The 14,827-nt window shown below is 69.8% G+C and carries 10 protein-coding genes, 2 tRNA genes and 1 pseudogene; 9 read left to right on the forward strand and 4 right to left on the reverse strand.

Features of this window, described 5'->3' with window-relative positions; all coding sequences use genetic code 11:
• Nucleotides 1–27 precede the first annotated feature (27 nt).
• The 7 genes from ACIA8E_RS14545 (at nt 28) to ACIA8E_RS14575 (ending at nt 6,824) form a co-directional block, all read left to right on the forward strand.
• Nucleotides 28–963 (forward strand): bifunctional MaoC family dehydratase N-terminal/OB-fold nucleic acid binding domain-containing protein, encoded by a 936-nt coding sequence (locus ACIA8E_RS14545; protein ID WP_399298151.1) that lies wholly within the window; start codon nt 28–30, stop codon nt 961–963.
• Between the two features lies 1 nt (nt 964).
• Nucleotides 965–2,041 (forward strand): acyl-CoA dehydrogenase family protein, encoded by a 1,077-nt coding sequence (locus ACIA8E_RS14550; protein ID WP_399297933.1) that lies wholly within the window; start codon nt 965–967, stop codon nt 2,039–2,041.
• Nucleotides 2,038–2,433, forward strand: coding sequence for a MaoC family dehydratase (locus tag ACIA8E_RS14555; RefSeq protein ID WP_399297935.1), 396 nt, complete (start codon nt 2,038–2,040; stop codon nt 2,431–2,433). The genes ACIA8E_RS14550 and ACIA8E_RS14555 overlap by 4 nt, the downstream gene beginning before the upstream one ends.
• Nucleotides 2,430–3,599, forward strand: a complete 1,170-nt coding sequence (locus tag ACIA8E_RS14560; protein WP_399297937.1) for a lipid-transfer protein — start codon at nt 2,430–2,432, stop codon at nt 3,597–3,599. The genes ACIA8E_RS14555 and ACIA8E_RS14560 overlap by 4 nt, the downstream gene beginning before the upstream one ends.
• 177 nt (nt 3,600–3,776) lie before the next feature.
• Entirely contained in the window at nt 3,777–4,466 is a 690-nt protein-coding gene (locus tag ACIA8E_RS14565) for a SigE family RNA polymerase sigma factor (RefSeq protein WP_399297939.1), read from the forward strand.
• A gap of 157 nt (nt 4,467–4,623) precedes the next feature.
• Nucleotides 4,624–5,019, forward strand: a complete 396-nt coding sequence (locus tag ACIA8E_RS14570; RefSeq protein WP_399297941.1) for a nuclear transport factor 2 family protein — start codon at nt 4,624–4,626, stop codon at nt 5,017–5,019.
• A 155-nt stretch (nt 5,020–5,174) separates the two neighbouring features.
• Complete coding sequence (locus tag ACIA8E_RS14575; RefSeq protein WP_399297943.1) at nt 5,175–6,824, forward strand: long-chain fatty acid--CoA ligase; 1,650 nt, start codon at nt 5,175–5,177, stop codon at nt 6,822–6,824.
• 101 nt (nt 6,825–6,925) lie between these two features.
• Here ACIA8E_RS14575 and ACIA8E_RS14580 read toward each other — a convergent pair whose 3' ends face one another.
• Nucleotides 6,926–10,954, reverse strand: coding sequence for a PAS domain-containing protein (locus ACIA8E_RS14580; protein WP_399297945.1), 4,029 nt, complete (start codon nt 10,952–10,954; stop codon nt 6,926–6,928).
• Between the two features lie 226 nt (nt 10,955–11,180).
• Nucleotides 11,181–11,672 carry an SSI family serine proteinase inhibitor gene (locus tag ACIA8E_RS14585; RefSeq protein ID WP_399297947.1) on the reverse strand — a complete coding sequence of 164 codons (492 nt, stop codon included), beginning with the start codon at nt 11,670–11,672 and terminating at the stop codon, nt 11,181–11,183.
• Between the two features lie 199 nt (nt 11,673–11,871).
• Between ACIA8E_RS14585 and ACIA8E_RS14590 the strand changes: the two genes are divergently transcribed.
• Together ACIA8E_RS14590 and ACIA8E_RS14595 are read left to right on the forward strand one after the other, a co-directional pair.
• Nucleotides 11,872–11,962 (forward strand) — tRNA-Ser (locus ACIA8E_RS14590).
• A gap of 215 nt (nt 11,963–12,177) precedes the next feature.
• Nucleotides 12,178–12,250 (forward strand) — tRNA-Arg (locus ACIA8E_RS14595).
• Between the two features lie 1,338 nt (nt 12,251–13,588).
• Here the strand turns inward: ACIA8E_RS14595 and ACIA8E_RS14600 are convergent.
• Nucleotides 13,589–13,836, reverse strand: a pseudogene (locus tag ACIA8E_RS14600) (replication initiator); the annotation flags it as partial.
• A gap of 552 nt (nt 13,837–14,388) precedes the next feature.
• On the reverse strand, nt 14,389–14,628 hold the full coding sequence (locus ACIA8E_RS14605; RefSeq protein ID WP_399297949.1) for a hypothetical protein: 240 nt from the start codon (nt 14,626–14,628) through the stop codon (nt 14,389–14,391).
• Between the last annotated feature and the right edge of the window lie 199 nt (nt 14,629–14,827).

A 14,827-nucleotide genomic window follows, 5' to 3' on the forward strand; every position in this document is an offset into this window, starting at 1 on the left:
CGCGGCGGGCAGGGCGGGTCGGACGAGTTGTACGAGCGGCTCAAGGCGTACGAGGGGCGGGCGGCCGCCACCGCGGGCGTCGGCAACGACCTGGTCAACGAGCCGATGATCAGGCACTGGTGCGAGGCCGTGGGAGACACGAACCCGGCATACACGGGGCCCGGGGCGATCGCTCCGCCCACGATGCTGCAGGCGTGGACGATGGGCGGTCTGTCGGGGCACTCGGACCGTTCCGGGGCGTACGACGAGCTGTTCGCCCTCCTCGACGGTGCCGGGTACACCTCGGTGGTCGCGACCGACTGCGAGCAGGAGTACCTGCGGCCGCTGCGGCCCGGGGACCGGATCACCTTCGACGCGGTGATCGAGTCGGTGTCGGAGCGGAAGACGACCAGGCTGGGGACGGGCTACTTCGTCACGACGCGGATGGATGTCCGGGCAGCCGGGGAGCCGGCCGGGACGCACCGCTTCCGGATCCTCAAGTACACGCCCGCAGCGGTGAGGCGAGGAGCGAAGCCGGGAGGGCCGAGGGGGGCGAAGGAAGGCGGCCGGAGTCTGCGGCCGAGGCCGGTGATCAATCGGGACAACGCCGGGTTCTGGCAGGGCGTCGCCGAACACAAATTACTCATCCAGCGGTGCGGGGAGTGCGAGACCCTGCGCTTTCCCTGGCTGCCCGGGTGCAATGAGTGCGGTTGCCAGGAGTGGGACACGGTCGAGGCGAGTGGCGAGGGCACCGTCTTCAGCCATGTAGTGATGCATCACCCGCCCTTCCCCGCCTTCGGCGCCTCCGACGACGCCGGGCCGTACGCGGTGGCGCTGATAGAGCTGGCGGAGGGCGTACGGATGGTCAGCAATGTGGTCGGTGTGCCGTACGACAAAGTGCGGACAGGGATGCCGGTCAGGCTGGAATTCCTGCGCACGGATCCGGAGTTGGAACTCCCGGTCTTCCGTGGGAGCGAGGGTTGACATGGATTTCACGCCCACGGAGGAGCAGACCGCGGCGCAGGGTCTCGCCGCGCAGATCTTCGGAGATCTGGCCACGCATGAGCGGCTGGCCGCCGCCGGGACGGGGACGGACACCGAGCTGTGGAAGGAGCTGTGCGCGGCCGGTCTGACGGCCGCCGTCGAGGAGATCGGGCTGCTGGGTCTGGTGCTGCTGCTGGAGGAGCAGGGGAGAACGACTGCGCAGGTGCCGTTCGCGGTGACCTGTGTGTACGGACTGCTTGCCATCGCCGAGCACGGTACGGACAAACAGCGGGAGCGGCTGCTTCCGCCGCTGCGGGACGGCACTGCTGTGGCCACCGGCGCGTTCCCGGCACGCGATGGTCTACGGGCCGACAGGGAAGGGCGGTTGAGCGGCACCGTGCCCCATGTGCCGTGGCTGCGGGACGCCACTCTGGTGCTCGTGGCGGACGCGGACCGGGAGCTGTGGATCGTACGGACCGCCGACCCGGGTGTGGCGGTGACACCGGTGGAGACCACGGCTCCGTGGTCGGCGGCCCGGCTCGCCCTGGACCGGGTGACCGGCGAGCGGCTCGGTGGACCAGCAGGACGGACGGGCACGGGGACGAACAGCGCAACCGGGACAGCGGTGTATGGAGCTGTGCTGGCCGCGAGCCGTACGGCGTTTGCGGGGTTGCAGGCCGGGGTGTGCACCGGGTCGCTGGCCCGGGCGGTCGCCCACACGACCACCAGGGAGCAGTTCGGGCGCCCGCTCTCCACCAACCAAGGGGTGCTGCTGCGCGCCGCCGATGCCCATATGGACACCGAGGCAATACGGGTCACCGCATACGAGGCGGCGTGGCGCCACGACAAGGGGCTGCCGTACGAGGCCCAGGCGCTGACCGCGGCCTGGTGGGCGTCGGAGGCGGGCAAGAGGGTCGTGCATGCCGGACAGCATCTGCACGGTGGCACGGGCGCCGACCTCGACCACCCCGTGCACCGGCACTTCCTCTGGGGCCGCCAGATCGACGCCTATCTGGGATGCGGAAGCGAAGTGCTGGAGGAGTTGGGTCAGTTGCTGGTGAAGGAGGGATCGCAATGAAGGTCGGCGAGGAGTTGGCACCGCTGGAGGTCGCGGTGACCCGCACCCTGATCGTCGCGGGCGCCATCGCCTCCCGCGACTACCAGGACGTGCACCATGACGCGGAGCTCGCACAGCAGAAGGGCTCCCCGGACATCTTCATGAACATCCTGACGACCAACGGCCTGGTCGGGCGGTACGTCACCGACCACTTCGGGCCCTCGGCGGTGCTCCACAGGGTCGCCATCAGGCTGGGCGCTCCCAACTATCCGGGGGACACGATGGTGTTGAGCGGCACTGTCACGGCCCTCGGCGACGACGGGACGGCCGAGGTGACGGTCGTCGGAGCCAATGGTCTCGGCAGGCACGTCACCGGCAAGGTGACCGTCAGTGTTCCGGAGGGATCCGCATGAGCGTGCACAGGGCGGATTCGCTCGGCGGACGGGCCGCGATCGTAGGGATCGGGGCGACCGAGTTCTCCAAGGACTCCGGGCGCAGCGAACTGAAACTGGCTGTCGAGGCGGTGCGGGCCGCCCTCGACGACGCCGGGCTGACCCCCGCCGATGTCGACGGCCTGGTCACCTTCACGATGGACACCAGCCCCGAGATCACTGTGGCCCAGGCGGCCGGCATGGGGGATCTGTCGTTCTTCTCCCGCATCCACTACGGGGGCGGGGCGGCCTGCGCCACCGTGCAGCAGGCGGCGCTCGCCGTGGCGAGCGGTGTGGCCGACGTCGTGGTCTGCTACCGCGCGTTCAACGAGCGTTCGGGGCGTCGCTTCGGGTCCGGGGTGCAGCACCGGGAACCGACGGCTGAGGGGACTGCGCTCGGCTGGAATCTTCCCTTCGGGCTGCTCACCCCGGCCTCCTGGGTCGCCATGGCCGCCCAGCGCTACCTGCACACGTACAGCCTGACGCCGGAAGCCTTCGGCCATGTCGCGGTCACCGACCGGCGCCATGCCGCGCGCAACCCGGCGGCGTACTTCTACGAGAAGCCGATCACGCTTGCCGATCACGCCGCATCGCGCTGGATCGTCGAACCTCTACGGCTGCTCGACTGCTGTCAGGAGACCGACGGCGGACAGGCGATCGTCGTCACCGGTGCCGAGCGGGCCCGCGACCTTCCCCGGCCACCCGCAGTGATCATCGCCGCCGCTCAGGGTGCCGGGCGGGCGCAGGAACAGATGACCAGCTTCTACCGTGACGGGCTGACCGGACTGCCGGAGATGGACGTCGTCGCCAGACAGCTCTGGCGTACCTCCGGACTCGCTCCCGCCGACATCGATGTGGGCATCCTCTACGACCACTTCACCCCGTTCGTTCTGATGCAGCTGGAGGAGTTCGGATTCTGCGGACCGGGTGAGGCCGCCGCCTTCGTGGCGGACGACGCGCTGCCACTGAACACACATGGAGGCCAGTTGGGGGAGGCCTATCTGCACGGGATGAACGGCATTGCGGAGGGGGTCCGGCAGATCCGGGGCACGTCGGTGAATCAGATACCCGGGGCGGCCAGAACGCTGGTGACGGCAGGCACGGGGGTCCCCACCTCGGGACTGATACTGGGCACGGACGGCGGGTGACGGGGGCGCGACGGCGCCGGTGGGGCGGTGGGGCCGTCCAGGGCGACCCTGAGTCCTGATGACGGGCCCTACTCCTTCAGGAGGTGGGGCCGACCCCACCCCTACAACCTGAGGCGGACGTGGCTTCGGGACCTGGGGCCGATCCCCCGGGGTAGTGGCCACTCCTAGCGTGGACCTATGACCACGCCAGTCTGCACGGGCGCCTCCAGGGGAGCCGCTGCCGCCACCGGATACGCGCCGCACACCTCGTCGGTGTCGCACACGCAGCACGCGCCACGCGCCTCATCGGCGTCGTACCCGCAGCACGCAACGGCCACCACGCAGGCCTCGCACGCCGCGCTCCCTCCGTACGGTCCGCGTGCTCCGTACGTTCCGTACCCGTCGTTCTCGTCGTTCGTGCGGGCGCGGGGGCCCGTGCTGCTGCGTACCGCGCGCTCGCTCACCGCGAACCCGAGTGATGCCGAGGATCTGCTGCAGACCGCGCTCACCAAGACGTACGTGGCGTGGGAGCGGATCGAGGATCACCGGGCGCTCGACGGTTACGTTCGCCGGGCGCTGCTGAACACCCGGACCTCGCAGTGGCGCAAGCGCAAGGTCGACGAGTTCGCCTGCGACGAGCTGCCCGAGCAGGAGGCCTCTCCGGCGCCCGATCCTGCCGAGCAGCAGTCCTTGCACGATGCGATGTGGCGGGCCGTGCTGAAGCTTCCGGACCGGCAGCGGGCGATGGTCGTCCTGCGCTACTACGAGGACCTCAGCGAGGCACAGACGGCCGAGGTGCTCGGGGTGTCCATCGGCACCGTCAAGAGCGCGGTCTCACGAGCGCTCGGCAAGCTCCGCGAGGACCCGGAGCTGATCCCCGTGCGCTGAGCCCGAACCTCACCGGCGGGCGGGCGGCACGGCGGGCTGACGGGCCGCCAGACGGGCGGCCGCGCTCGCGAGGCGTTCCGGGTGGTGCGACGGTCGGGGTATCAGCCTTCCTCCCAGGACACCGGGAAACCAGAAGCCGGGAAAGGTGGCGGCGGTCATGGCTGAACATCCGCATGCCGTGCTGGTCCGCAAGGGCTATGAAGCGTTCAACCGCGGTGACATGGAGACGCTGGCCGAGATGCTGACGGGCGACGCGACCCATCATGTCCCGGGCAGCAGTCCGCTCTCCGGTCACTACAAGGGCCGGGACGAGGTGCTCGCGTACTACCGGCGACTGGCCGAGGAATCGGACGGCACGATGACGGCCACGCTGCTGAACGTGCTGGTCGACGGCCGGGGGCACGCAGTGTCTGTGCATCGGGTCCTGGCGAAGCGCAAGGGGCGGACGATCGACGCCATGGGCGGGATCGTCTTCCGGATCATCGGCGACAAGGCCACCGACCTTGACGAGTGCATGGAAGACATTGAGGTCAGCGACGAGTTCTGGTCCTGATTCCGGGTTCCCCGCACCGCGGGCGCCGCCGGCATGCCGACCAGGGGAATCCGACGGAATCCGATTCCTACTCCCGGGAGTAGTGACATACCGAGCGGTATGTGCGCAGAATCAGCGGAACCTTACTGCCGCGTAGCGCCCACCGGGAGGACGCCGTGCTGAGCACCATGCAGGACGTACCGCTGACTGTCACCCGCATCCTGACGCATGGGATGACGATCCATGGGAAGTCTCAGGTCACGACCTGGACCGGCGAGCCCGAGCCGCAGCGGCGAAGCTTCGCCGAAGTGGGCCGCCGTGCCACACAGCTCGCCCACGCTCTGCGCGACGAGCTCGGTGTCGTCGGCGACCAGCGGGTGGCGACCCTCATGTGGAACAACGCGGAGCACATCGAGGCGTATCTCGCGATCCCCTCCATGGGCGCGGTGCTCCACACGCTCAACCTGCGGCTTCCCGCCGAGCAGTTGATCTGGGTCGTCAAGCACGCGGATGACAAGGTCGTCCTCGTCAACGGCTCGCTGCTGCCGCTTCTTGCGCCGCTCCTCCCCCATCTGACGTCGATCGAGCATGTGGTGGTCGTGGGGCCCGGCGACCGTTCGGTGCTCGACGGCGCCGTACCGCGGGTGCACGACTACGAGGAGCTGATCGCCGGCCGCCCGACCAGCTACGACTGGCCCGAGCTGGACGAACTCCAGGCCGCCGCCATGTGCTACACCTCCGGCACCACCGGCGACCCCAAGGGCGTCGTCTACTCCCACCGCTCCATCTACCTGCACTCCATGCAGGTCAACATGGCCGAGTCGATGGGGCTGTCCGACAAGGACACCACGCTGGTGGTCGTCCCCCAGTTCCACGTCAACGCCTGGGGGTTGCCGCACGCGACGTTCATGACCGGCGTCAACATGCTCATGCCGGACCGCTTCCTGCAGCCCGCCCCGCTCGCCGACATGATCGAGCGTGAGAAGCCGACCCACGCCGCCGCCGTCCCCACCATCTGGCAGGGACTGCTCGCCGAGGTCACCGCCAACCCGCGCGATCTGACCTCGATGGCCCGCGTCACCATCGGCGGTGCCGCCTGTCCGCCCGCCCTGATGGAGGCCTACGACAAGCTGGGTGTCCGCCTCTGCCACGCCTGGGGCATGACGGAGACGTCGCCGCTCGGCACCATGGCCAACCCGCCCGCCGGTCTGACGGAGGAGCAGGAGTGGCCGTACCGGATCACCCAGGGCCGTTTCCCGGCCGGCGTCGAGGCGCGGCTGGTCGGCCCCGGCGGCGACCATCTGCCCTGGGACGGCAAGTCGGCCGGCGAGCTGGAGGTACACGGCCCCTGGATCGCAGGTGCGTACTACGGAGGTGCGGACGGCGAGGCACTGCGCCCCGAGGACAAGTTCAGCGACGACGGCTGGCTGAAGACCGGTGACGTCGGCGTCATCAGCGAGGACGGCTTCCTCACCCTCACCGACCGTTCCAAGGACGTCATCAAGTCCGGCGGGGAGTGGATTTCGAGCGTCGAGCTGGAGAATGCCCTGATGGCGCACCCGGATGTGGCCGAGGCCGCCGTCGTCGCCGTCCCGGACGAGAGGTGGGGCGAGCGTCCGCTCGCGACCGTGGTCCTCAAGGACGGCGCCACAGCCGACTACGTGACCTTGAAGGGGTTCCTCGCGGAGTCCGGCATAGCGAAGTGGCAGCTGCCGGAGCGCTGGACGCTCATTCCGTCGGTGCCGAAGACCAGCGTCGGCAAGTTCGACAAGAAGGTGATCCGCAAGCAGTACGCGGACGGCGAGCTGGAGATCACCCAGCTCTGATCGACGGGTCCGACGGGTCCGTCACGGCCTGAGAGGGTCCGCCAGGCGCATGCGACGAGGGCGGTACGGGGTTTCCCGTACCGCCCTGTCGCATGCGTCGGTCAGTTCGTGCCGATCTTCGCCAGCAGGTCGACGATGCGGGACTGCACCTCTTCGCTCGTCGAGCGTTCCGCCAGGAACAGCACGGTCTCGCCCGAGCTGAGCTTCGGCAGTTCCGCCCGGTTCATGTCGGCCGAGGTGTAGACGACCAGCGGGGTCCGGTTGAGCTGGCCGTTCGCGCGCAGCCAGTCGATGATCCCGGCCCGGCGGCGGCGTACCTGCATCAGGTCCATCACCACCAGATTCGGCCGCATCCGAGTGGCCAGCGAGACCGCCTCGTCGTCGGTGGCGGCCCGCGCGACCTGCATGCCGCGGCGTTCCAGCGTCGCCGTCAGTGCCACCGCGATCTCCTCGTGCTCCTCGATCAGCATCACCCGCGGCGGGTGCTGCTCGCTGTCGCGGGGAGCGAGCGCCTTGAGGAGTACGGCGGGGTCGGCACCGTACGCCGCTTCCCGCGACGCCTGCCCCAGACCGGCCGTCACCAGTACCGGAACCTCCGCAGCCACCGCCGCCTGGCGCAGCGACTGCAGGGCGGTACGCGTGATGGGACCGGTCAGCGGGTCCACGAAGAGCGCGGCGGGGAATGCCGCGATCTGGGCGTCCACCTCCTCGCGGGAGTGCACGATCACCGGCCGGTAGCCGCGGTCGCCCAGCGCCTGCTGGGTGGAGACGTCGGGCGCGGGCCAGACGAGGAGCCGACGCGGGTTGTCCAGCGGTTCCGGGGGCAGCTCGTCGTCGACCGGCTGCGGCGACGGACGGTTGGCGACCTCCACCGCGCCTCCCGGGCCGTCCAGCGGCTCGGGACCTTCGGCGCCCTCGTCGGGTGCCCCGATGGCGTATGCGCGGCCCTCGGCCGCAGGGGCGGACAGCAGTTGCCCGGAGGTGCTGGTGGTGGGAGCGGCGGCGGGCTGCGCAGTAGCGGCCGGTGCGGCACCGGGCTGTGCGGTGGGCTCGGCCTCGGGCGGGGCGGCGAGCTTACGGCGCCGGCCGGCGCCGCCGAGCGTCTGGTTCTGCTGATGGGCGAGGTGCTGGACGAACGGCACGCCCTGCCCGAGCGTCCGCACGCTGAACGCGCGCCCCTGCGTCGAGTCGGCCGACGCGGATGCGGGCACGGGGGCCTCGGCCGGCAGCGGCTGGCGCCGCGCATCCGGCACGGGCTCGGCTGCGGGAGCGGGCACGGGTGCGGTGTCTCGCGGGCGGCTCTCCGTCACACCGGCGGGGTCGGTGGTGCCGGTGGTGTGGGTGGTGTGACCCGCTCCGGCCCAGTCCAGGCCGTTGCCGGGGGGTGTGAGGGAGGCCGGCGCCTGTCCCGAGGTGCCGTTCCCCGCCCAGCCCCCGGGCTGTGCGGGCAGTCCGGGCTGCATCGGTTGCTGCAGGGGCGCCGGCTGTTCCGGCTGCTGGGGTGCGTCGGCCTGACGGGCCCGGCGGCGGCCGCTCGGCGTGGGGTGCGCCTGCGGTGGCGTGTGCTCGTCGTGCGGGGCCCGCACGGTGTCATGGCGTCCGGGCAGCGAGGCGTCCGCCTCACCGGCCGTGGGCGGGATCCGGTCGGCCTCGGCGGGCGGGAGCGCGAACGGGGTCCGCGGCCCCGCCGACTCGGCCGGAACGGACCGGTCCTGCGCTGACCCGAGCGCCCGCCGGGCCCGCCGCCCGGTCGGCTGCGGCTGGGCCTGGCCCTGCTGCGGGCCGCCCTCGCTCTGCCCCTGGCCGGCGGCAGGAGCGACTGCCGGGAGGGCCAGCTGATTCTCATTGCCCTGACGGGTCCGGTGTCCGCCCGCAGGCGCCGGCATCTCGGTCGGAACGCCCTGCGGCGGCACGGTCTGCCCGCGCTGCGGACGGCCGCCACCGCTCTGAGCGCCCTCGGCCGCCGTCACCACGGAGCCCTCGGACGGCGCCGCGGCTCCGGGCAGAGCCAACGCCTGTCCGGGCCCCTGCCCCGGCTGCGGAGACTGGGTGGACTGTGCGGGCAGCGGGGACTGTGCGGCCGCAGCGGTCGCCTCGGCCGGGCTGGGCCTCCCCCGCCTGCGGCCGGATCCCTCGCCCTGCTGCTGGGCGGGGACGAGTCCCTGAGGCGACTGCGGACCCTGCTGAGCGTGCTGGACCTGCTGAGCCGGCTCCTCCTGGGTCACCGCTTCACGCCGCGCCCGGCGCCGTCCGGTCGGCTCCACCGCCCCTGTGCCGGCCTCCGGTCCGGCTTCCGCCGCACCCACCGGGCTCTCCAGGAAGGCATCCGTCGACGCCCTGCGGGCCCTGCGCCGCCCGCCGGGCGGTGTGCCCGGCTGCTCCTGAACGGCACCGGCCCCGGCAACACCACCGGCCGTCGCCTCCGCCGGTGCCTGCACGACGGGCGGCTCCGGCGGCATCACGGTGCCCGACCCCGCGCCCAGCGGCACCTCCAGTACATACGCGCTGCCGCTCATTCCCGGCATCTCGTGCGTCTGGAGCACACCGCCGTGCGCCCGCACGATTCCGCGCACGATCGGTTCGTGGACCGGGTCTCCCCCGGCGAACGGTCCGCGTACCTCGATCCGTACGACATCACCGCGCTGCGCCGCCGCCACGACGACCGTCGAGTCGACATAGCCGCCGCCCGGCACCACACGCGCCTTGCCGGTCGAGTCGACCCCGGCGACATCCGCGACCAGATGCGCGAGCGCAGTCACCAGTCGACCCGCGTCGACCTCGGCCTCGATCGGCGGCGCATGTACCGCGAACTGGGCCCGGCCGGGGCCGATCAGCTCGACGGCGGCGTCGATACCGGCCGTCACGACGCCGTCGAGCAGTACGGTCTCCTTGACCAGCTGCTCCACACCGCTGTCCAGCCGCTGGAAGCCCAGCACGTTGTCGACGAGCGTCGTCATCCGGGCATAGCCGGCAGCCAGGTGGTGCAGGATCTGGTTGGCCTCGGGCCACAGCTGGCCCGCCGGGTCGGCGGCGAGCTTGAAGAGCTCGCCGCGCAGCTCCTCCAGCGGGCCGCGCAGCGACTCGCCGAGTACGGCGGTCAACTGGTGGTGCCGGGCGGTCAGATCCGTGATCCGTTCGGCCTGCTCCTCCAGCTCTGCCGCGTACCGCTCGGTCCGGTCGGCCAGCTCCGTGGTGTGCCGTTCGGTGAGCTCGGCGACTTCGGTGGTGTGCCGTTCGGTGAGCTCGGTGACCTCGGTGGTGTGGCTCTCGGTCAGCTCGGTGAGCTGCGCCGTGTGCTGCTCGGTGAGTTCCTCGTACGGCCTGCGGTCGGTGAACGTCATCACCGCGCCGACCAGCTGGTCCCCGTCGCGGACGGGCGCGGTCGTCAGATCGACCGGCACCTGTGCGCCGCTCTTGGACCACAGGACCTGGCCGCGCACCCGGTGCTTGCGCCCGGACTTGAGCGTGTCGGCGAGCGGCGACTCCTCGTACGGGAACGGCTCGCCCTCCGCACGCGAGTGCAGGATGAGCGGGTGCAGCTCCTGGCCGCCCAGATCGCTGGCGCGGAATCCGAGGATCTGCGCGGCGGCGGGGTTGACCAGAACGACCCGGCCGTCCGTATCCGTACCCACGACACCCTCGGCCGCGGCCCGCAGGATCATCTCGGTCTGCCGCTGCGAACGGGCCAGCTCGGCCTCGGTGTCGACGGTGCCCGAAAGATCCCGGACGACGAGCATCAGCAGCTCGTCTCCCGTGTAGCTGCCGGTGTAGCCGGCCTGGAAGTCGTTGTACGCGGCCTGCCCGTCCTCCAGGCTGGCGCTGGTCACCTCGACCGGGTACTCGGTGCCGTCGGTCCGCCGCGCGGTCATCCGCGTCGGCTTCGTACGGCCCCGCTCGTCCGCGGCCTCGGGCCTGCGCATCGACCCCGGAATCAGTTTGGAGTCGAACTCCGGCAGCAGATCGAGCAGTCCACGACCGACGAGCGCGGTGCCCGGAGTCTCGAACATTTCGAGGGCGATGGTGTTGGCGTTGACGACCGTGCCGTTGCAATTGACGAGCAACAGCCCGTCCGGAAGGGCATCGAGTATTGCTGCGAGGCGAGCAGCGCCTCGGGATGGCCTGCTGCTCACGACGACGCTTCCTCCCTGATTACCGCACCTTGCCGACAGCGGGCCCCATCTTGCCCCTCGGGCCGCAGGCTGTCACTGGAGGAGTCTAAAGGCAGGGGAGGGGCATCCGACGGCGGATGAGGGGGAGCTCTCACCAAGGTTCTGTGCATACGGTGTACGACTCCTGCCCTGTGCGAGTCCTGTGAAGCTCCCGGTACGGGTTCTGCGACGGGCCTGACCGCCCTGGTCAGCGGACGTTGGGGAGCACCGGCCGCAGCGTGTTCCAGCGAGCGATCTCGCAGCCGTTGGTCCGGTCGAAGGCCGCGTCGACGTGCTGTCCCTGCCAGGTCCCGGTGACCCGGGCCGTGGCCGGGCCGCCGAACTGCTGGGTGCACATGGCGTCGGCGGGCACCGGACGGAAGGGGTCCGTGCCGCCGTTCCTGTCCGTGGGTTGCGCGAGCTCCGCCAGCCGGTCGCAGGCCTGCTGCGCCACCGGATGGGTGCCGCCGGCCGGGAGGCACCGCAGTTCGTACACGCCGTCGGCCTCCCGGTCGCCGGAGTCCGAGACCGTCACCCTCAGCTGGGTCCTCCCGGTGCCGTCGTCGCCCTGGAGCGCCGACGGCAGCGGCAGCGGAAGGGGCAGCAGCGGCAGGAGGCCGGTTGCGGCGGTCGCGGCCGGTGCGGCAGCCGACAGCACGGCGAGGGACGTGACAGCGGTGAGGGCGAGGCGGCGCAGCATGCGGAGCTCCTGTGGGACGCGGAAGAACGGCGGAGGCGGTACCCCCGTCTTCACTAACGCTCCGCACGCCGCGGCGTTGCGCAACCCAGACGCTTTGCTCTCGTGGCCGACTGCCTAGTACCGTAGGCGGCGATTGGAGAGACAGCGCTCAGCTGTGTCATCATCTGCACGCACCACTCGCGCTCGCGCGAGGTGTGCTGGAGGCGTCGCCTAGTCCGGTCTATGGCGCCGCACTGCTAATGCGGTTTGGGTCTTAAAGCCCATCGAGGGTTCAAATCCCTCCGCCTCCGCTTGATCGCTGAAGCCCCGAGCCACTGGCCGGGGCTTCAGTCGTATCCGGCCGCGGAACGTGCTCGCGGCAGCGCGGGGCGAGGCGGCCGAATAAGGCGCCACAGGGCGTTTTCGCAGGTCAGAGGTGGTGTGGGTAATGGATTTCGCGTGACGGCGCGGGTCATGTAATGTTGTTCCCGCAACGCCGACCAGGCAGAAAAGCCCGGAACGCCAAGCACTCGTAGCTTAACGGATAGAGCATCTGACTACGGATCAGAAGGTTGCAGGTTCGAATCCTGCCGAGTGCACACAGCTGAGAGGCCCCCGGAGAGATCCGGGGGCCTTTTGCGTTGGGCCGTACAGCAGCGAAGTGCCGCAACGAGCCCACCGAGCGCGGGACCAGCTCGTGAGCAGGGTGACCGCGCACGTCGCGCCAGTCGTGGAGACGAGGCATCTGCGCGACGTCGGGAGGGGCATGCGTGGAGTTCAAGGCCGGCACGGTGGGGCTCACCGCCATAGTCGTGGCCGCATTGACGGGGTGCGGGACCGCGACACCCGCGGGACCGGAGGACACGGTGGAACGAGCATCGGCAGTGCCTTCTCCCCGGACCACGTCGGCGACGGCGCACACTCGCCTCTCTCCAACGGACCTGCAGGGCCGATGGTGGACATGGGCGGCGTCGGAACCCGAGGCGACCAACCCTGTTGCCGACCAGGACGGAAGCGCGTGTGGGCGCAACCAGCCGCGGGACGTGTGGTTCCTGGCCGGCACTTTCGGCACTCGGGCGAGCCGCACATGCACCGTTCCCAACGGAGTTCCGGTCGCCTTTCCCCTCGTGAACGTGTTCGGAAGCCCTGAGGACTGCGCGCCCTTCATGAGGAGAGCCAAGGGGTCGGCGGTCCTGGACGGCGAACGGGTCGACCCGGACGCCTACCGGGAGAGAAGATCACTGTGGCAAGCGTCGCAAACAACGCTGTCACCGGGACGGGCGGACGCGGCACAACCACCGGGTGCGGCTTGTGGGTCCAGCTGCCACCGCTGGCACCCGGGCCACATGCGCTGAAGATTCGCGGCCAGTCCGATGACTTCTCGACGGGCGTGGACCACGCGCTCACTGTTGAAGGTGCGTCAGACTAGGGCCCCATACGCAAGGCGACCCCCGGGGCTCCGGGGGTCGCCTGCACTGTTATCGGGTACGCAGTGTTCAGCCGGTACCGCACAGCGCGTCCGACAGCCGGCCGATCGCGTCGCGCACTTCTTCCTCGCTCGCTTCGGCGTAGACCTCCATCGTCATGGCGATCTGAGAGTCCGCGCGATCCGCTGAGCAATCTTCGGGCGAACCTTCCGTACTTCCGGGAGCGCTTGCCGGTCATGTGCCGCCCACCCTTCGCGTCGGCGGTGACGTGCGGAACGTACTCGTCGGATTTCCCCGCTGCGCACGAGCATCTTTGTCTTGGAAAGCCCGGAGCCGAAGATTTCGGCGACCTCCTTCGTGGTGTGCCACGTTCCTTGAATCGGAGCGGAAGCCGTGCAGCATCTCCTTCCAGGTTGTGCAACTCGGCACGTGCTTCGCGGTCGGATTCGCGCTGGTGCCGGAGGTCGCGGTGGATGTCGGCGGCGAGCCAGGATTCACCGGGGCGCCATGGCAGGCGATGAAGGTGGTTGCTTCGTGGTCGGGGACGTCTCGGAGTATGAGGTTTCTTCGCTGCCGATGCGGTGGTCGACGGTTTCGGTTGTCTCGGCGGCTTTGGTGGTGCACTCGGCAACGTAGGAGGCGACGGCTTGTTGGGTGAGGTATTAACCGTTGCCGAAGGCACCGATGGGCTGGACGTCGAGTTGTGTGCCCCAGCGCAGCACCGAACCGTTGGCGAACCCGGACTTTTTGTGCGCGGGCCCGATATCCATGTGTCTCTGCCGCGTAGGCAACCGCGGTGGCCGTCAGTGCCACAGCGGAGGCGTCCTGTCAATTGGGGAAATTGTGGGCAGCGTTGCGGGCTGTGAATGACAACCGTGCCAGGGCCTGGGGCCGATGCGTCACCGGTGACTGGACATTGAATCGGTCTGAGTCCTCGATTTCCCGGCTGTTGAATGATTGATGACCGGTCTCGGAGGCGGCCCGGACTCGTAGCCCGTGGGTCATCAATCGGTTGAGCTTGCCAGGTGACACGGGAAGGCGCAGCGTGGACTTAGGGGAAAAAGCCTATGGGCGCACAGCCCTTGCAGCATGGTTTTAGGCGACCGCCCGGCCATCCCATGGAGATGGTGCAGTGCAGTGAGTCGAACTGCTCGGCTCGCCGCATTCCGGAAGATCGGACCTCATCTCACTCAAGAGGAGATCGTCGTGAATGCAAATATTCGGAAGCGCGTTCCCTGCATCGTGGGCCTGTCCTGCGCCGCCGCAGTATTCGCCGGAACGGGGGGTGTGACGAGCGCTGAGGCGGCTCCTCAGGCGACGACGAAGGCGACGGCTGCGGCGGACTCACAGCACGCGCCATCAAGGACGTGCGGTAGGAACGACCAGAGGTGCAGGTTCGCCAACACGCCGAACACGCCAAACACGCCGAACACTCCGAGTCGCCGGTTCAACACGCCGAACACGCCAAACACGCCGAACACTCCGAACACGGGCCGGATCGGTGGGGTCAACACGCCGAACACCCCGAACACGCCGAACACTCCGAACACGGGTCAGATCGGCGGGCTCAACAACCCGAACACCCCGAACACCCCGAACACGCCGAACACTCCGAACACGGGTCAGATCGGCGGGCTCAACAACCCGAACACCCCGAACACCCCGAACACGCCGAACACCCCCAACACGGGTCAGATCGGCGGGCTCAACAACCCGAACACCCCGAACACCCCGAACACGCCGAACACC

The sequence above is a fragment of the Streptomyces sp. NPDC051664 genome (assembly GCF_044453545.1).
Classification (GTDB): Bacteria; Actinomycetota; Actinomycetes; order Streptomycetales; family Streptomycetaceae; genus Streptomyces.